The organism is Paenibacillus sp. KN14-4R (assembly GCF_052180255.1).
Taxonomy (GTDB): domain Bacteria; phylum Bacillota; class Bacilli; order Paenibacillales; family NBRC-103111; genus Paenibacillus_AM.
In genome coordinates this window covers 695,765-713,742 of the sequence record NZ_CP197466.1, presented here as the reverse complement: position 1 = coordinate 713,742, position 17,978 = coordinate 695,765, and the positions used below count along the sequence as shown (strand labels likewise).

The following is a 17,978-nucleotide window of genomic DNA, read 5'->3' as shown; positions in this document are numbered from 1 at the left end:
AGTTGCACCACTCCTAATAAGATTTGCTCCATTTTATGAACAACAGGGCGAGTTCTCCACAATATAAAGAACATTGGGCCACTTCAGTGAGCTTTTTCCCCAAGCTTCAGGATGATCGGATTGGTATGCGGATATTTGTCGAATCATTCTTTACATCTAAACCTGCTTACATTCCCCATTGATATTAACTGCTCCGGTACTAGGATTGCTGGAATAGCGTAGCTGTAATCTTGCCTTTGGGACATAAGAACATGTAGTAAATTCCCTCTCCATACTCTTCTACTTCCGACCAATCCAACTGGCCGATGAAATGCATGCTTTGGGAGCAGCAGGGACATGTGGGATACTCCGCATCCTGTATCCAGGTCGGGTGCCCGCCAATTTGTGAAACCATCGGTTCCAGCGTCCACTGAACGGCATGATATGTATTCCGCGGCTCAGTCGCTATCCTTAAATATTCGCCCACAGATAAGTACTCATCGCCATTCTCATCAAGATTAATATTTGGCAAATAATCTGGTTTTTGATTATAGGCACTCCATTGGGGTTCTGTACGAAAATCCAGCTCCATGTAAATCGGACTATAGCAGCCGCAGATTACACATGTCTGCACCTTAAATCGTTCTCCATCCAGAGACAAATGTTGAATGGAGTGGTGGCCCACCTCCAATTCCAAAAGGTTGGTCAACCTCCCGCAGCACCATGGGCAAACCTGCTGGCTCTTAGTCAGAAAACTTGTAGATTTATCTACCCCGTTGCCTGAACTCTTGGATTCCTTCACTTTTTCAATGGCATAATTGCTCTTATAAAATAAATTCCGGCGCTCCCCTTCTTCAGTAAGCTCCCATCCTGCTTCATATGCGTATAGTTCAGGTGCAACATGCAGCTCTTGTGTCCATTGCGGCTTATTCTCACGCCATTGATGGAAACGCCGAACCACCTGATCATCTCCAATCCAACTCAAAGCCAGCAATAAATGATTACGATTGTCGCTATCCTGTTCCACCTGCTTCAGCAATTGTTCCCGAATCTCCATCGGAGCTTCCTTGAATAAAATTCCAGGGTAATACAGTCCATTGCGGATAAGCTCGTGGATACAGTCAGTCAGCGGCTTGTTCCTATAACATATCAGCGATAAAAGAATATCAATACTCGTATCTTCGTCTCCTGCACGTAACAGACTAACAGCATAGTTTTGCATCTTGTCCGCATTCATTTCAGATAAGGAAATATATAGCTGCTCCTTATTCAATTCGAATGGAGTGTATTGGATTAGAGGATCATACTTCCGGGTAGTGTGCATGATCTTGAGCACTTCCACCGGGTTCGTAACCCCTTCATATAAATCTATTTCCCTACGGTGCCGTTTTATATATTCCTGCCGCTCTTGACGCTCCCTGGCTTGTTGACACGGCATACAATAACCACCTGTTTTCTCGAAGGTGGCCGGCAATATAGTCGCCGAACAGCCTTCACTTTTACATGGAATGCGCTGCGTCACCATTAATCCTCCTTTCTCAATCCCTTTTATATGTATTTTAACAAATATTTTAACAGCGTCGAAATTAAATTGTGCTGCTAAAAACCCAACTGAGTTAAACCCCAACAAAACTAGCTCATGCAATCTCAGCATGAGCTAATTCAAAGTCTATTGTTTTGAAATATGGTTTAAAAGTTCCCTATTATTTGTCAACACGATGTATTGACACTACCGCCTTCACATGACGCTCACATTCGACTTATAAGCAACCGACATGTAAGGGGCACGGAGTGCCTAGCGTCCGAGAACATCGACCTCAGAGAAAGTTTACGCTCGTCTGACGCGCCTGAAATTTTCTTGAATATCAGCTATATATAAATAACCGCCCTTCGGGGCGGCTCAAATAAACTAGAGTTGACAAACTTCTCTTATCATTATTAATTATGGAGAAATTTGTAGAAAAATGGTATAAATAAGTTAAGACAGCTTTAAAGGGGGCAAACTTTTATGGAGCATGGGAGATATGGATTAACATTAACTAGAACAGTTAATGAAGTATTCGACCCTTGGGAACTTTCTAACTTTATTAATAATTTCGGAAACGAATACTATAAATTAGACCTGTTAAGAACTATCTCGAAAGAGTTACAACATGGAGTATCGCCTAGAAACCTTTTAATTTTAAATAATCCTATTAAAAGAAGATACTTCAACTTTGATTATGTTGATTTGACAAAAGATAATCACTTTTTTGCGTTTCAATCAATTGGATATCCTATAACTTTATACCCTAATAAGATGATATTAAAAATATCAATACTGATTAGATTGTATAAAAGATTAAATACAATACTTACACGTAATATCTCTACCAGTATACTATTTCAAGCCTCCAAATTAATAGGTGATTCTTTTACTGATGCTCTTGATGAATTAACATCTGCGGCGATTAGAAATTTACCAAAGACTGCTACCGGAACATTAAAGAACAATATTTTGAATCAAAAGAAAGAATTGGAAAGTGAATTTAACGAATACCTTAAATACGAACATGACATAGATGATTACATTACTATTTTGGATAAAAATGAAAATGACAATGTCACTTCGTTAGAAAAGTTTCCTTTATACTTTAATAGTTTTTTTGAAGCTTTTAATAAAATTCAGAAGCCATTAATTGGAGTTTATTTAGAGGAAGAAAATAAAGTTAAAATTCTCTGCTCCAACCATTTGAAAAAAAGAGAAGAAACGTTACCTGAACTCGACTTTAAGAGCTTCGGACATAACAGCCCTTCTTTCTTTGACGTATTACCTAATGTGGCTCAAGTGGGAAAAACTATTTATGACGCAACCCAAGAGCAAAAAGTAAGGAACGAACAAATTAAAACAGAACAACTTACTCAAGAATATATAGTTGAAAAAATTGAAACCGAAAAAGTTAAAAGAAAGTTTCTTGAAGAACAAATAAAAAATCTGCAACAAAAGAATTCAATTCAAAACAATGAAATAAGTACAATCGATCAAGAAATTATTAATATTCCTGCTACCCAAGTTAAAATTCAAGCTTTTGACGCATACAATCAGCAGACGAAAAGCCTGAACGACTTACTAAGAAAAAACAAACTTGTTGTAAGTAAATACGAAAGTAGAATTGATCAAAAAGCTTAGTTCCAAAAGAATTACAAAGAGAAAAAGAGGGGTTCGCCGCCCCTCTTTGCTATTTCCGCCAATACATCTCCGATTAGTTGTCCTTCCGCACCAACAGTGAACAACACTCCACATGTGTTGAGTAGACAGTTTGGACAGATATTTCGAATATTTTTATTAAGGGTTGGTCGACCAAAGTCCAGCATGTTTTAATACAACACGTGGATGAAGTTTTAGCTGTGCAACCATTAAATCTGCTAAATCTTCTGCTTGCATCACTTTTTCTGGATTGCCGTCTGTTAAATTTAGTTCAACAGCCATATCTGTTGCAACCGTACTTGGCGTTAACGTTGTAACACGAATATTTTGCTTACGCACTTCAAGCATTAATGACTCACTTAGTCCGATAACTGCAGCTTTGGAAGCCGAGTAGGCACTTGTAATTGGTGCCCCTTTTTGACCAGCTGTTGATGAGATATTAATGATGTCGCCTGTGTTGCGCTCTATCATTTCCGGTAATACCGCACGTGTTGTGTAGTACACACCTTTTACATTGACATCGATAATATTTGTCCATTCTTCAGGCGTTAAGTCCATGAAGTTGCCGAATTTTGAAATGCCTGCATTGTTTACTAAAATATCGATTGCACCAAGCTTGCCACGAATTGATTCAACCGCTGTAGTGATAGAGTCTAAATCCGCTACATTTGCCGCAGCGATTGCTACCTTCACATCATACTGTTTAAGTTCCTCTGCTACTTGTTGTAAATTTTCAAGCGTACGTCCAACAAGACCTACGTGGATACCTTCTCGTGCAAAAGCTACTGCTGTTGCACGTCCAATTCCACGCCCTGCTCCTGTAATTAACGCCACTTTACCTTCGATCGTTTGCATGGTTTTCACTCCTTGAGATGAAATAGATTTACTTAAGGTGAGTTTGATTGTCGCTAAATTTATTCTACCGACAAATTTCTACATTGTGAAGAACGCACTTTTTTGCGCGGAGGTTACCAAACGGTTACTATTGTAAGAAAAGGAGTTAACCCCCCCATGTCAGATACATTAAGAAAAGAGATTAAAGAGAAAATATTAAATCAGGATTATCATTGTGAAAAAGAACTCACCTTATCGATTATTAGTGGCAAATGGAAAGTTGTTATTTTGTGGCATTTAGGTGTCGAAGGGACACATCGATTCAGCGAACTTCAAAGACTTTTCCCAAAAATATCGCATAAGATATTAACAAACCAATTACGTGAACTGTTAGAAGATGGAATTGTTCATAGAGAAGTGATTCCAGAAATTCCTCCGAAAGTCGAATATTCAATGACTGAACTTGGGATGACGTTATTACCTATCGTTGAGATGATGTATGAATGGGGAAAAAAACGAATAGATCAAATTAAACAAGAAAACAATTATTTTGAATAAGAAAGATAAGGAGATCAATTCCAATTATATAAATTCCCTACTTATGATACATAGTATTCATGACAAATATGAAAATTTTGTTTTACAGATCTTTTATCAATCCTAGCTCGCGTGCACGCGCTACAGCCTCAGTACGTCGTTTTACTTGTAGTTTCTCAAAAATGATACGATTATGCCCTTTTACGGTAGGCAGTGCAATGAAAAGTTTCTTGCTGATCTCATCATTTGAATGACCTTGAGCTATGAGATACAATACTTCCAACTCTCGTTCACTTAGTGGTTCGATCAACAGCTTGGCAGAATTGGTTAGAAGCTGATTCGAGTTCATACCACGTTTTTGCTCCTTTTCATCAAATGCTCCAAGTAACTTTGCTAAATAATCCGTCATCCTTACCTGATCGGCTACCTCATGCAACAAATTCCGCATTGGAATGCCTAGGTCAACAAATATCCGGATAAAACCACCGGACTCTGCTACTTTTAGGGCTTTTATTGCGAGTTGTTTGGCTTTGGACTTTTCTCCGTGTGCGTGCAATGCAACTGCTTGTAGGATTAATACCTGAAGGTGTTCATCCTTTAGTCCCTTCTCCTCCACATAAGCTCTTAATGGTTCAAGTACTGAAAGTGCAGTGGAAGTGTTCCCCTGCATAAGATGTACCTGTGCTAGTTTGAGGCGAAGTTCGTGTCTCATAGCCACTTGTTCAGCAGCTAGTAGATTGTCTTGATGTAGTAACAAGTCTACCTGCAATGCAGCAATTTTGGGGATCTGATCTACTAAATTATGTTGAAGTGACAAAAGTTCCGCCTTTTCCAAAATAGTGGCGGTGCCACCTATCTCTCCCCTACCAAGCATTACTTTTGCTAGTAACACCTCTCCAACGATGACTCTATCTATCATTTCAAACTGCTTCGCATGATGAATACTTTGCCTAGCGTACAGCAAAGCAGTATCCAAATCATTCCATTCATAATAAAGTCGGCCTAAACCCAATTCTGCTTCGTAAGCCACTAGCGGAAGCGGATCTGTTGCCAATCTTACTACTTCTCTATACGTCTCAGCAGCCATATACAGCATATTCTCTAATTCCTGTATGTTCCCTAGTCCAAGTGTTGAAGTGATGGTTATGATGACATGCCCGATCTTCTGACTGATGGATAATGCTTCGGCATACGCTTTACCAGCAGAGATACGATCCCCTTGAAGCTGATAAGCATATCCCATTGTCCATAGTGTAGAAGTACGAATGGGAAGGTTGTCAGGATGCAGAAATTCCAAAGCACGAAGCGACTCGGTAATGATGGTTTCAGCCTGGTTGCTGTTGACTGATAGCGTAGCACGTATAGAGGCAATATGACCGATCAGATCTTTTGTTTGATCGCCCAGCTCAATTCCGTTCAATGCTTTCTCAGCTGCTTGCAGCTTCTGTTCAATACCGTTCAATTGGCCTGCCATCAGTAGCGCAGAGGCATACATGACCCACATGGAAGGTATTGCATTCAGTTCTTCACGAGGCAACGAATCCAACCATTTTAATACAGGAGCCACCACACCACGAAAGATCAAAGGCATCCCATTTCCTTCCACCAATCTGGCGGCGCGCCTAGTATCCTTGGCAGTAGCTGCATAGTGAAAAGCTTCAATCTCTAGATCATGTTCTTCAAACCATATGCTAGCACGTATGTATAGATCTGAAACTTTTACGTCACCTTGGTAGAGGCGATTCCGAAGCAATTCTGCAAAGAGATGGTGGTAACGGTACCAACGCTTCTCATTGTCTAAAGGGATGACAAATAGGTTGGATCGATCGAGAATTTCTAATATTTCTTGACCAGAAGTAGACGAGAGGATTTCCCCATCTCCGCTATGTATTACAGCATCACAAAGTGAGCCACATAAACGATCAAGAATAGAAGTGCGAAGCAAAAAGGTCTGAACGTGTATGGATTGTTTGTGTATCACTTCATCGATCAAATAGTCTACTATGTAATGGTGGTTACCAGAAAATGATTGGATAAAGCTATTTGGATCTTTATGCCCCTGCATGGAAAGAGCGGCTAGCTGCAAGCCAGCGACCCAGCCTTCTGTGCGATTTTCAAGTAATGCGATGTTTTCGGATGTAAGCTTTAGTCCCATCACCCTTTCACAAAATTCACCCACTTCAGAAGGTGAAAAACGCAAATCTTTGGCGCGCACCTCAGTCAATTGGTTCCTAACACGTAATCGAGCCAATGGTAGACGCGGTTCTTCACGCGTAATTATGACTAAATGCATTTGTGGCGGCATACGCTCAAGAAATATAGATATGGCATTATCAATTTCAATTGCATCAATAACATGATAATCGTCAAGTACAAGCAGGAATGGATAGGAGAGGGCTGTGATTTCATTGATTAAGATCGTTATAATGGTTTCAGTTGGCGGTGGCTGAGAGGATTGGAGCATACGAAACAGATTTTTCCCAAAATCTTTTTCAATCGTTTGCAATGAGGCGATGAAGTAAGTTAGAAAACGAAGAGGTTCGTTATCTGCCTCTTCTAGTGACAGCCATGCGGCTGGTTGTGGACAAGTCGTAAGCCATTCGCTTACAAGTGTCGTTTTACCATAGCCAGCAGAAGCAGAAACTAAAGTCAGCTTGCGTTCTATCCCCTCATTTAGAAATTCGACCAACCGAGGACGTAAGACAACCTTAGGCCGAGGTGCTGGAATGAAAAATTTAGTAGATAAAATAGTAGTAGACATGATTACCACCGTTCCGTTTTACGCCTTCAACTTGCGCGGTTTAAACATGGATTGATAGTAAATTCGCCGACTTTTCCTACATCTCCTTTTTGAAACTCCCCTAATAAAAAAACAAAAAAACGACATCTCTGCCGTTTCAACTAAAACTAATTATGATTTTGCCTTGAGCATGGCCCTCTTCAAGATATCGAATAGCTTCCGATACTTCGCTTAAATTGTAACATCTGTCGATAACCGGTTTTACTTTTCCAGCTTCAAGAAGTTCATACATCGTCATCAGATCCTCTTTACTCCATCTCGCCATATAAACTTTTATTCTTTGAGATATGAAACGTGAAACAAGGAGCCCTCGGAGCGCTCGAGCCAGTGGTCCAAGCCACCGTCCCTTACTCTGCGATCCAACAATAACCAAAGTGCCTTGAGCTTTTAGTGCCCTATTACAAGCGAAGAGCGATCGATTTCCCACCAGATCAAGAATGAGGTCATACCTATTCTTACTTCGAGTGAAATCCTCTTGTGTGTAGTCAATAACATGATCTGATCCGATTAAACGAACCATCTCTACATTCCTCGTGCTACACACCCCTGTCACTTCCGCTCCGAGTGATTTAGCGATCTGCACTGCGAAGGTACCCACACCTCCCGCAGCACCATTAATCAATATCTTCTGCCCTTGCTGAATCAAACCTTGGTCACGTAGACCTTGCAGGGCAGTGAATGCCGCTATCGGCACAGCCGCTGCTTGCTCAAATGTCACATTGACTGGTTTCTTTACTAAAGACTTTTCAGATGCACATGCATACTCTGCTAAGGCACCATTGCACGCACCAAATATTTCGTCTCCCGGTTGGAACTCCTTCACATTTTTACCCACTGCTTCTATGCGTCCTGCCACATCTACTCCCATACCATTGTTCTTTGGTCTGAACAGCCCGCCCTCTAGGCGCATGATGTAAGGTGTGCCTCTCATGAAATGATAATCCAATGGATTTACGGATGCCGCGTGAACACGAATCAATACTTCATTGTCCTTTGGAACAGGTTTTTCGATCTCACCAAGTTGAAGGATATCCGGACCTCCATATTTTGAGCGTACAATCGCTTTCATAAGTCCCCTCCTTAATTGATTTGAGCCAGTCAAGATCACTCTCGGTATAAGGCTGTTGCAGTTGCTTAATATGGTAGAAGTATATCTATAACTCGGTATTGAATAATAGATACTAAAGTATTGTTTTAGGGTTACAAAACACAAAAAAGCACAGCCATTTTACAGCTGTGTTTAATTGTTTAATGTATGATGGAACCAAGGGGGATCAATGAACAGCACTCCACATGTGTTGTGTGTTCAGTGTGAACAATTTATACGACGATGTGCCCCTATCCAACCATAGAAAAAGCCCTGACTTTATGTCGGGGCTCTAAGCTATGCAACATCACAAATTGACGTGTCTTGGTGCGGAATGTCAGTACCCAGGAAATAAGGTTATACGCACCATGCACCACTTCTCACTGCTGGATGAGACAGCGAAGCTATGTCAATTTCAAGAATGATGACTTACTTACCTTTCCACTCAAACATTATGTCAAGTAAGAAAACCGCCTCTTATAAAGGCGGTGATTGAACTATCGTGTCCCGTTAGCGGAATGTAGTCTGCGGTATTATTGTAAGCTGTTAATTTAGTCCTTACGCTTTGCCCTGGCGAACTCCCCCAAATTTGTAAGCCCCCACACTTCGGCAATCCGTTGGTTTTCCACGCGAATAAGTTCAAGAATCATCGGCTGTTTTTCAGAATCTGCTGCGGTGATTCCCCGTATACTTGTGCGGCTTGCGGCTTTATCATCATCAACAAGCAGGTCTTCGACAACCACTTGGATATCCGGGAATCGTTCGAACATCGAAGCCCATGCTATTTTAACGGCTTCAAGTCCAGCTTGTAAGGAATGACTATAAAATCCTTTTGTAAAAATAACTTCTACTGAGTTTATATCTCTGCTATTGAACGCTTCGTACATTCGATGAATGATTTGTTCCGTTTCTTCTCTCGTCAATGAAATCCTCTCCGTTTCTCTAAACCGGGTACCGGCAAGACCCTTAACGTACAATTTTCCGGTGCCCCAAGCAGTTTCGGGATCGGCATGAATGTGTTCGCCACAGAGAACCTAATTAAAAATACGATCAATTTCGTTGATTTCTTCTTCTGTCAGGTGGATGTCTAATGTTTTTAAATTATCCAGCACTTGCTCTGCTCTTTTTGCTCCGGGAATGACAACACCAATTGAATCATGTCTTAAATACCAAGCCAGGACTACATGAGCAACTTCGGCATTTTTTTCATTCGCAATTTTACGGAGCTGCTCTATCTTTTCTAGATTTTTTTTAAATACATCGCCCTGGAATAGAGGCATATCTTTGCGTAGATCATTGAATGTCATATCTTTATTGTATTTACCGGCCAGTAAGCCTGAAGCTAGTGGAAAGTATGGAATAAACGAGATATTATTCTCTGTCGTATATGGAAAGAATTCTTGTTCCGCTTCACGCTGCAGCAAATTGTAGTTTCCCTGTAATACATCGACATAACCATCCTTATTTGCTTCTTTCAATTGATCAAGTGAGAAGTTGGAAACGCCAATTGCTCTAATTTTACCTTCGTCCTTCAGCTGTTTTAAGACTCCAACCGCCTCATCTTTTGGTGTATCCTGATCTGGAACATGAATATAAAATAAATCTATGTAATCTGTTTGCAGCCTTTTCAAACTACCTTCAACGGCTTGTTTCAAAAAAGCAGGCGAATTATCCATGGCAATATCATTGCCGGCAAGTGTAAGGCCGCCTTTTGTTGCAAGGATGAATTCATGACGTTTCCCTGCTTCTTTTATCGCTTCACCTACTAGCTCCTCTGAACGTCCTGTTCCATAAAAAAACGCTGTATCAAAAAAATTCACTCCATGGTTGATCGCAGCCCATAGACAATCTTTTCCTACTTCTTCATTTAAATTAGGAAAAATATTGTGCCCACCTACAGCGCTTGTTCCAAGTCCGATTGGATTGACAACTAAATCTGTTTTACCAATTCGTGTTTGTTTCGTCATTCTCTTCAACTTCCTCTCATTTTTAATCGTTTAGTCACTTTTATGCAAAAAATGAAGCTGAGATACGCACTTGATCCATATCCATCGTGTAAGTAAAGACAATTCGTTGATCTTAGATAATTTCTTGATAATCTAGGCTGTATTCCCAGCTGATTAAATATTTCTCATTTCTCTTTTTCGTCAATTCTAATAATCGTATAAAGTCATCCAACGTAAAAGTTCTGTTCTGCTGCACCATCTCCCAAACGTGTTCGCCATACATCAGATCCTTTGCTTTATTTTTTATGTTTTATCTCATGTGCTTTTACTATAAGACATTACGCTACGTAAGGTGCAAGAGGAATATAACAATAAGTAATCTCCAAGTGCGGAAAATGAAGATTTCCGCGGCTATTTATCGTACATTGTTCTTGTCATCCGACAATTATTATATATATGTCACATTATATAAGCTGTTTTTCCCTTTATCGGTTAAAGCCTACGCAGGACTCACTATCGTTAGTCAAGAACAGTTACAGGCACTTGGATTTAATTTATGAGGCTACCTCTCCTCGAATATACCATGTACGTGTACTCCTCCCAAGATTCATTAAGCGATCGGGCAGGATAGTTGTTAATCGTGATACGCTGAACCGTATCCTTGATAAGGATTCATAGTGTTTAATATTCAATACTTAGCTAAAAAGCAAATCAGTGAAATTTTTAATCGTGCCATAATTAGAGTAATGTGAATACAGGGAGGTAATTCTAATGAAATTATATCTAACTAAATGTGTTGCTGAAGCCAAAAGTAAGGTGATTAATAACTGATAGAGGTGTATTAAATGAATAATATTGATGTGAATGTAGTTAAAAGATTAATAAATGAGCAATTCCCAGAATGGTCAAAATTAGAAATCAGACCTGTTAAAAATGGTGGAAATGACAATAGAACGTTTCACTTGGGAGACGATATGAGTGTAAGGTTACCAAGTGCTGAAGATTATGTTCCACAAGTGGAGAAAGAACAAAAGTGGTTACCAAAATTATCAAAAGAACTTTCTTTACCAATATCAACACCTTTAGCAAAAGGGAATCCTAGTAAGGAATACCCGTTCCCATGGACTGTCAACAAGTGGGTAGAGGGAGAGACATTAAATCTAAAAAATATTAATGATCTTAGCCAACTTGCAAAAGACTTGGGGACATTTTTAAATGAATTACAATCTATTGATGCTAGTGGTGGTCCTTTAGCAGGGAAACATAATTTTTATAGAGGTGGAAATGTTGCAGTATACGATCAAGAGACCAGAGATGCAATCGAACAGAATAAAGATATATTAAACGTTTCATTATTGAATGAAATCTGGGAACTTGCTTTAGATTCGAAATGGGCTGCAAATCCAGTTTGGGTTCATGGCGATATTGCACCAGGTAATATTCTAGTTAAAGATGGAAAGCTTTCTGCTATTATTGATTTCGGAATTTTAGGAATTGGGGACCCTTCTTGTGATGCTGCTATGGCATGGACATTTTTTGATAATACAAGTAGAAAGGTATTCAAGAATACATTGAATATGGATGAGGGCACTTGGAATCGTGCAAGAGGATGGGCTTTATGGAAGGCTTTAATTACTTACAATTGGAATAGAAACTCTAACAAAGTAATAGCAGAAGAATCATATAATATTATTAAAATAATCGAACAGGACTATGAATTAGAGAAAAATCTTAAATAAACTTAATTAAAAGTAGTGGAACCGTTTATCTTGCCCTGACGGTACCCCTATTTAAAGTAATTTTGTTAAGCTAACGCAGAACGATAGTTCATCGGGTAAAAGAAAAAGAGGGGCTACTTGCTCCTCTTTACTATTTCCGCCAATACATCTCAACTATTAGTCTTTCCTGACCAACAGTGAGCAACACTCCACATGTGTTGAGTGCTGACGGTAGAATAAATTAAGATGATGTGGCTGTATTCACCTAAGTACTTAACGAAACTTCATCTAAATTCTTTACATCACATAATTAAAATACCTATTACAAAGCATCATTCCAATCAAAGACATTCGGATGCTGCTTCTTCCCGCTTGGAATAACCTATTTAACCAGCTTAACCATATATAATGAATTGAGCTTATGTGGAATTGCCGAAGCTGCCGAAGTCCTCGGGTGGAACAAATCGACGTTGGTTTGTTTTCGAAAAACCAGGAGGCTTACCAAAAACAATGCTTTCACTGCCTGAACCGATTCAAGAACTAAGTTGTGGACCGATTTGGCTTGAGAGCGACATTATCAACTATAAAAACTCTGTGGAGGCAATTTCGATGGAGAAATACCAACGGTGCGTTGATGCCGGTATTGAGGTCGATTACAAGATGGGATGGGACATGACGGCTGTTTGGTCTGCTCACCATAAATTGCAAGTTAATGAATTGAAGGAACTGTTTCAAGCGAACGGTTGGGTCGATTATTACCGTGGTATTTGCCGCAATCCGAAATTTTAATTTAATGCAGTATCAACTGGCGCCCCCATATATTGTGGGGGTTATCCCATTTTTACTAATTTTCAATTTAACTCTGCGCTTTACCACTATTTGTGATGCGGTTCCCCGTACATAACCTCGCGTCCTCAAACCATTGTCCATTTCGGAATATATAAAACGTCACTCACCATAACCATATACTAGCTCAGTTTTGTGCCGTTTGTGAGGAAAGCCAAATTTTCTTCTAATGCCTTTCAATCATATAGATATAGTAAATGGTAAATACAAAACCGAGCAAAAAGGGCTACCAAATGGCAGCCCCACTTATAATTCATCTCTTCTAATCCTAAACTCTACTAGCCATGTGATGAGTCCCGTCTCATTTGTCGTCATTGCCTCGAAGTGCTTGTTTACGAATTAGGTAACTCTTTTTCAATCTCCCGTTACATTACCAGAGTCAATAATAAAAATAGTCCATTTGTTAAGCCATGTACCCATACTGCAGGCCAAACAGAATTTGTTCGTTCATACGCCCATGCAAATATGATCCCCCCAAGAAAATTCGCAGGCATCGCGTTATAGGTAGGAATATGGACTATCGTAAAGAGACTCGCACTCAAAAACATTGCCCAACCAATGCCTAATCGGGTTCGCAGCCAGCGATAGATAAAACCGCGATAGAATATCTCTTCGTATATAGGCGAGATGATCACTGCTGATGCAAACGCAATGAATACACTGAAGACCGTAACATTCTGCTGAATTGATTCCGTCTTAGAATTTTCAAATGTATTGCCGATATAGCTGGTAAGGATCATTACGATGGTGCTGCCTATAATCAGCAAGAACGTCCATAACAGAATTCGCCACCAATCCTTCGCAGGAAAGGATCTTAAACCCACTTCACTCCAAGAAAGCTTTTTAGGACGTAGCCCTATGAAATACACTCCCAGCATTAATACTATTGCTATTGTAAGCCCTGTCAATGTTCCTGAATACAGCTCATCTCCAAGCCATTGCGCATATACGGGTTTTACTACAAATTTAATAAATCCGATAACAAATACAAACTCTAGCAACAGCAAAGCTACAAACTCTTTCCATGTCCAATTATCCCTTTGTTTCCAATGCGTTAAGTGATCAGTCATTCCCTTACCCCTTTGTCTCTGTGATATAATTCAAATATATTGGGTGACGCTACGTCACCTGCAAGCATTTTTTTTGGAGGAATATCATGAGTCATTGGACAACAGGACAAGTATCCAAACAAAGCAATGTTTCTGTAAGAACACTTCGCTATTATGATCAAATTGGGCTCCTTACACCTAGCTTTAAGGACGAAAGCGGACGCCGTTGCTATTCCGAAGAAAACTTGTTTACTTTGGAAAAGATCACACTTCTAAAATCTCTCATGCTTCCACTCGAAGAGATTCAGAATTTATTGGATAAGCTATCCTACCGAGAAATACTAAAAGCTCACTATAATCATCTTCAAGAACAACTTTCTTCGCTCAAAACTAGCATCTCCAATACGACCTCGCTCATCAACATGTTTGATCTTGAGGGAGAATTATCGTGGAAACGAATTTCACATTTAGTACAGACAGCCAAACATAATTCGAAAAAATGGATTGAATATTTTGAAGATGACGAGAAGGGTTTTTTAGAACAAGTGCTTCCTAGTCTTAGTAAAAGCGACCGAATCACCCAACAATATATTTCACTATTACGGAGAATTGAATGGTGTCAGCAGCATAGCATATTACCTGAATCTGAAGCTGGCTATCAGATTGGTTGTGAGTTGATTGCAGTTTCCAATGATACATTTGATGGAAATGAAGAGTTAATGAATAAGTTTTGGGAAGTAAGAAAAATGCCGTCAGAGACAACTGGACTGTATCCTATAACAGATCAATCACTGGAATTTGCAGAACGTTGTATTATCTATGCAGAGCAATTGCTGAATAAAGAAAATGAATGATTGGTTTCTTAACACTATAGATCTGAGTGATTCCTTCATCCACCAATGATCATTGTTGCATATATCCTCAGCAAACTATGTGGATGTAACAGAAAATGCTGCCGATAATTGATATGCTCCCCTTACGGTAGACAGGTGGAATAATAAAAAATATGGTGCGTCAGAGAAACTCGTTATCTATGGTGAAGTCGAGAGTGGGAAAATTGGTGTTAAGACTGCAACCAAGAAATACGGTATCAGCAAACCGGCTTCTGCGAAATCCTGGAATGAAAAGAGCAAACAACAATGGCATTTCTAGTGCCTACAGTTTCAAGTATCTTCCATGAACTCGGGTACTTATAAAAAAAAGCCCAAGCAAGTGACTGCTTGAACTTTACAGAAAAACATTAGGTTAATGTGGCTCTAAATCACTATGTTCTCACGAGCGACACACAGCATTCAACATGACCTGTGTGCGGGAACATGTAGTTGTTGGTCTAATTCTGTATTAGTTGATTAAAACCCTTGTAAATCAAGGGTTTTAATCATGGCGTATCATTCTTTTTGTTTGAATTTGATTGCTTGTTGACGATGTTCGTAAACAAGGTGTCAACAAAAAAATCTTTTTAGGATATCAAAAACATTTTTTTTTGATATGTCCCCTTGCGTTACAGAGTGTCTATATGAAAATTATTACCCCTTTAAGCTCACGCTCATTACCTTCTTGGCATCGTCAATATGCGCATGATCTAACTTCACTTCCACTCGACCTCTCCAAATTATATTTTATAAACCCTAAGAATTATTCGCGGCTCCATAATCGAGATTGTGCATCTGAGCATCGGAAAGTAGAGTTCTACAAAGGCTTATTACGTGTAGTCGTTTTCTTCCCAAATTGCATGTTCCCCATAACCTAGAAACTCACGTACTTCAAGAACTTCCTTGCCTTTGATAATAATTTCAATACCATCTTCAAATTCCCATTCCATACCAGCCCAAACACTTGCTCCAAATAGGGTATCATTTTTATCATAAGGATTTCTGTAGATATTAATATCGCTTACTGAAATAAAACGTAAGATACCCCTGCCCTGAGCATCCGACAAACCATCTGGGCATTTCATATCTGGATAACAATCTGTCAGTACATTATCTTTCCAAGCGCACATTTTTTTGCATAATTCATCGACTGTTTCATCAGGTAGATTATTTAAATAATTTTCGATATATGACTCCGCTTCGTCTAAACTCATGTCTTCCTCTCTAAAATGGTATTCTATGCGTTCATTAGACAAAACAAACAAACCAAATCCTGAAGTAGCTTCTCCGTTTGATGCGTAAATGTCTTCCTCTTTTCCAACATTCTCTAAATGAAATTTTCTATTAATCGGATATTCCCTCCAAAAATATAGTAGCGGTAAAACGGTAACTGATCGAAACCACTTGGCAGTAGATTCGACATTCTCATTTATACCCCTTTATTTCGTAAAAAAAGCTCAAAATTATCTTTTGAGCTTTTACGTGAGCCTTGATAATAATTTTGAACCGGTCATTTCCAGGTAAACTTCATGTTCCTTCTCCCATTGCTGGTATGAATCGATGTTTCTATTGATCAAATCAATGGTGTTGTCTACAACATGCTTGATTTCTTCAATGCTACGGTCATATATAAATGTAATGGAATCAATTTGCGTAAAACAGTACGCTACTTCCTTCATAAGCAAGTTCGCAATGTAACCTGCTTCTTCACTACTAAATTTTGAACGCAATTTCACAAAGTTGATATTCTCCTCCAACAAATTCTTGAAAAATCCAATAAAATTCTCAAAATCCTCCACATTATTGCCTGGTTGTATTTCAAATAAAACTCGAAAGAATACGTTCCAATTAAAATCACGATTGATGGACTTTAAGATTGTGCTGCCGATCATATTGCTAAATTCATCTTGGAAATATATATCCTTCTCAAATGTTATTTCACTAGTAAAGCAAACATGATTCCGACTGACATCATTCAACCTATTCAATGTCTTAACTAACGTTTCACTGTAGTCTCCTAGTTCTTCCGCATTATTTGATCGAAAAATATATTTCATGATCGTATCACTGGATTCTTTAAAATCCACGATAAGACCAATGTTATTTTCCATTTTTAATGAATAAATATCATAAATAATCTTTGACAGCAGCTTCTGGATCTGCCGTTTCCGATTGACAGGATTAATCGAATTTTGTTTATTGATTTGATTATCTACTGCCAGTAGTTGACTATCAATCATCAAGAGATTTTTCTTAATCGACGTCATTAGGCTTTTTATAAATTCGTCTCCCAAGGTATAATTATTATTTTTGTAGATGACCTTGTGCTCAATCTCTCCCCAGAATATATTCACGAGAGATTTAATTTGCAATTCAAAGTTGATCTTTTCACCCTCATATTGGCAATACCCGTCTATCCTGAATATTTCAAAGCCATTTTTTTGCCGTTGAGGTTGTTCTCCTGCCAACTTTAATTTTATGTTTTTATTCGTGGAATTGTAAAAATACCCATCTTCATCTTGTTCATGAAAATGTTTTTTTAGTAGCTCACATATTTCTTTTTCATCTTCAATAAATCTGCATTCAATTCGTATCCCGATTAAATCTGACAGGCTCGAAATTAGTTGCTGTGGAGATGTATATTTTTTATAGTAGCTACTTCGAAGAATTTTTTCTTTTAGACTTGATGTAGATTTGACTCTGGAATTAACGTTCAAAGACCCTTCATTATAATCTTCTAATACTTTTTCAAAATATAACCGTATATCTCTGCTTGCTGCATTCAACTCATCTTTGGAATCCTCCAGATACTCTGTAACATTCTCTATAAAATTGAACAATTTTAATTCCACAAAGTCTCCTCCTTATGATTAATCATGATCAGGATACCATCCTGCATCGATGTATGCAAAAGCAAAGGTCGGTATATTCTGAATAATGTCTTGATACAAAAACAGAGGAAAGGCTTGATGGATCTGGGTTTTCCCTTCTCCATTCATCCTTTCCCCGATTGTATCACGTCTTTATTCGATTTTTAGCATGAGTTTATTAGGAATAGGACGGGTTTAACCGTTGGTTACATCATTCTGAACTAACAGTGCAACGGACTCCACGTGTGACGAG

14 protein-coding genes are annotated in these 17,978 nt (G+C 38.9%); 5 read left to right on the top strand and 9 right to left on the bottom strand.

Annotated features, from left to right (window positions below; genetic code table 11):
* Positions 1-199: 199 nt before the first annotated feature.
* Entirely contained in the window at positions 200-1,417 is a 1,218-nt protein-coding gene (locus ACSBOP_RS03470; RefSeq protein ID WP_442603086.1) for a DUF1963 domain-containing protein, read from the bottom strand.
* 570 nt (positions 1,418-1,987) lie between these two features.
* Here ACSBOP_RS03470 and ACSBOP_RS03465 point away from each other — a divergent pair.
* Positions 1,988-3,148: a hypothetical protein gene (locus ACSBOP_RS03465; RefSeq protein WP_442603085.1), complete on the top strand. Its 1,161-nt coding sequence runs from the start codon at positions 1,988-1,990 to the stop codon at positions 3,146-3,148.
* Between the two features lie 156 nt (positions 3,149-3,304).
* Here the strand turns inward: ACSBOP_RS03465 and ACSBOP_RS03460 are convergent, their stop codons facing one another.
* Positions 3,305-4,021 carry a 3-ketoacyl-ACP reductase gene (locus ACSBOP_RS03460; protein ID WP_442603084.1) on the bottom strand — a complete coding sequence of 239 codons (717 nt, stop codon included), beginning with the start codon at positions 4,019-4,021 and terminating at the stop codon, positions 3,305-3,307.
* Between the two features lie 156 nt (positions 4,022-4,177).
* On the opposite strand from ACSBOP_RS03460, the gene ACSBOP_RS03455 reads away from it, so the two are divergent.
* The gene (locus tag ACSBOP_RS03455) at positions 4,178-4,558 is read left to right on the top strand and encodes a winged helix-turn-helix transcriptional regulator (RefSeq protein WP_442603083.1); all 381 of its coding nucleotides are present in this window, start codon (positions 4,178-4,180) and stop codon (positions 4,556-4,558) included.
* An 82-nt stretch (positions 4,559-4,640) separates the two neighbouring features.
* On the opposite strand, the gene ACSBOP_RS03450 is transcribed toward ACSBOP_RS03455, so the two are convergent.
* The 4 genes from ACSBOP_RS03450 to ACSBOP_RS03435 all read right to left on the bottom strand — a co-directional run bounded on the left by ACSBOP_RS03450 (position 4,641) and on the right by ACSBOP_RS03435 (position 10,391).
* Positions 4,641-7,298, bottom strand: a complete 2,658-nt coding sequence (locus ACSBOP_RS03450; protein ID WP_442603082.1) for a LuxR C-terminal-related transcriptional regulator — start codon at positions 7,296-7,298, stop codon at positions 4,641-4,643.
* Positions 7,299-7,434: 136 nt separating this feature from the next.
* Positions 7,435-8,406 carry an NAD(P)-dependent alcohol dehydrogenase gene (locus tag ACSBOP_RS03445; RefSeq protein WP_442603081.1) on the bottom strand — a complete coding sequence of 324 codons (972 nt, stop codon included), beginning with the start codon at positions 8,404-8,406 and terminating at the stop codon, positions 7,435-7,437.
* Positions 8,407-8,975: 569 nt separating this feature from the next.
* Positions 8,976-9,347 (bottom strand): ester cyclase, encoded by a 372-nt coding sequence (locus ACSBOP_RS03440; protein WP_442603080.1) that lies wholly within the window; start codon positions 9,345-9,347, stop codon positions 8,976-8,978.
* 111 nt (positions 9,348-9,458) lie between these two features.
* Complete coding sequence (locus tag ACSBOP_RS03435; protein WP_442603079.1) at positions 9,459-10,391, bottom strand: aldo/keto reductase; 933 nt, start codon at positions 10,389-10,391, stop codon at positions 9,459-9,461.
* 824 nt (positions 10,392-11,215) lie between these two features.
* Here ACSBOP_RS03435 and ACSBOP_RS03430 point away from each other — a divergent pair.
* Both ACSBOP_RS03430 and ACSBOP_RS03425 read left to right on the top strand, forming a co-directional pair.
* Positions 11,216-12,109: an aminoglycoside phosphotransferase family protein gene (locus ACSBOP_RS03430; protein WP_442603078.1), complete on the top strand. Its 894-nt coding sequence runs from the start codon at positions 11,216-11,218 to the stop codon at positions 12,107-12,109.
* Between the two features lie 489 nt (positions 12,110-12,598).
* Positions 12,599-12,877: a hypothetical protein gene (locus ACSBOP_RS03425; RefSeq protein ID WP_442603077.1), complete on the top strand. Its 279-nt coding sequence runs from the start codon at positions 12,599-12,601 to the stop codon at positions 12,875-12,877.
* Between the two features lie 422 nt (positions 12,878-13,299).
* Here ACSBOP_RS03425 and ACSBOP_RS03420 read toward each other — a convergent pair whose 3' ends face one another.
* Complete coding sequence (locus tag ACSBOP_RS03420; protein ID WP_053489874.1) at positions 13,300-14,004, bottom strand: CPBP family intramembrane glutamic endopeptidase; 705 nt, start codon at positions 14,002-14,004, stop codon at positions 13,300-13,302.
* 86 nt (positions 14,005-14,090) lie between these two features.
* On the opposite strand from ACSBOP_RS03420, the gene ACSBOP_RS03415 reads away from it, so the two are divergent.
* Positions 14,091-14,837 (top strand): MerR family transcriptional regulator, encoded by a 747-nt coding sequence (locus ACSBOP_RS03415; protein WP_442603076.1) that lies wholly within the window; start codon positions 14,091-14,093, stop codon positions 14,835-14,837.
* A gap of 848 nt (positions 14,838-15,685) precedes the next feature.
* On the opposite strand, the gene ACSBOP_RS03410 is transcribed toward ACSBOP_RS03415, so the two are convergent.
* Positions 15,686-16,069 carry a DUF6985 domain-containing protein gene (locus tag ACSBOP_RS03410; protein ID WP_442603075.1) on the bottom strand — a complete coding sequence of 128 codons (384 nt, stop codon included), beginning with the start codon at positions 16,067-16,069 and terminating at the stop codon, positions 15,686-15,688.
* A 264-nt stretch (positions 16,070-16,333) separates the two neighbouring features.
* Positions 16,334-17,707: a GTP pyrophosphokinase gene (locus tag ACSBOP_RS03405; RefSeq protein ID WP_442603074.1), complete on the bottom strand. Its 1,374-nt coding sequence runs from the start codon at positions 17,705-17,707 to the stop codon at positions 16,334-16,336.
* Positions 17,708-17,978: the final 271 nt, after the last annotated feature.

Coding starts and splice junctions, on each gene's coding strand:
- ACSBOP_RS03470 (WP_442603086.1), bottom strand. CDS start 1,417: ATGCCGTGTCAACAAGCCAGGGAGCGTCAAGAGCGGCAGGAATATATA.
- ACSBOP_RS03465 (WP_442603085.1), top strand. CDS start 1,988: ATGGAGCATGGGAGATATGGATTAACATTAACTAGAACAGTTAATGAA.
- ACSBOP_RS03460 (WP_442603084.1), bottom strand. CDS start 4,021: ATGCAAACGATCGAAGGTAAAGTGGCGTTAATTACAGGAGCAGGGCGT.
- ACSBOP_RS03455 (WP_442603083.1), top strand. CDS start 4,178: ATGTCAGATACATTAAGAAAAGAGATTAAAGAGAAAATATTAAATCAG.
- ACSBOP_RS03450 (WP_442603082.1), bottom strand. CDS start 7,298: ATGTCTACTACTATTTTATCTACTAAATTTTTCATTCCAGCACCTCGG.
- ACSBOP_RS03445 (WP_442603081.1), bottom strand. CDS start 8,406: ATGAAAGCGATTGTACGCTCAAAATATGGAGGTCCGGATATCCTTCAA.
- ACSBOP_RS03435 (WP_442603079.1), bottom strand. CDS start 10,391: ATGACGAAACAAACACGAATTGGTAAAACAGATTTAGTTGTCAATCCA.
- ACSBOP_RS03430 (WP_442603078.1), top strand. CDS start 11,216: ATGAATAATATTGATGTGAATGTAGTTAAAAGATTAATAAATGAGCAA.
- ACSBOP_RS03425 (WP_442603077.1), top strand. CDS start 12,599: ATGCTTTCACTGCCTGAACCGATTCAAGAACTAAGTTGTGGACCGATT.
- ACSBOP_RS03420 (WP_053489874.1), bottom strand. CDS start 14,004: ATGACTGATCACTTAACGCATTGGAAACAAAGGGATAATTGGACATGG.
- ACSBOP_RS03415 (WP_442603076.1), top strand. CDS start 14,091: ATGAGTCATTGGACAACAGGACAAGTATCCAAACAAAGCAATGTTTCT.
- ACSBOP_RS03410 (WP_442603075.1), bottom strand. CDS start 16,069: ATGAGTTTAGACGAAGCGGAGTCATATATCGAAAATTATTTAAATAAT.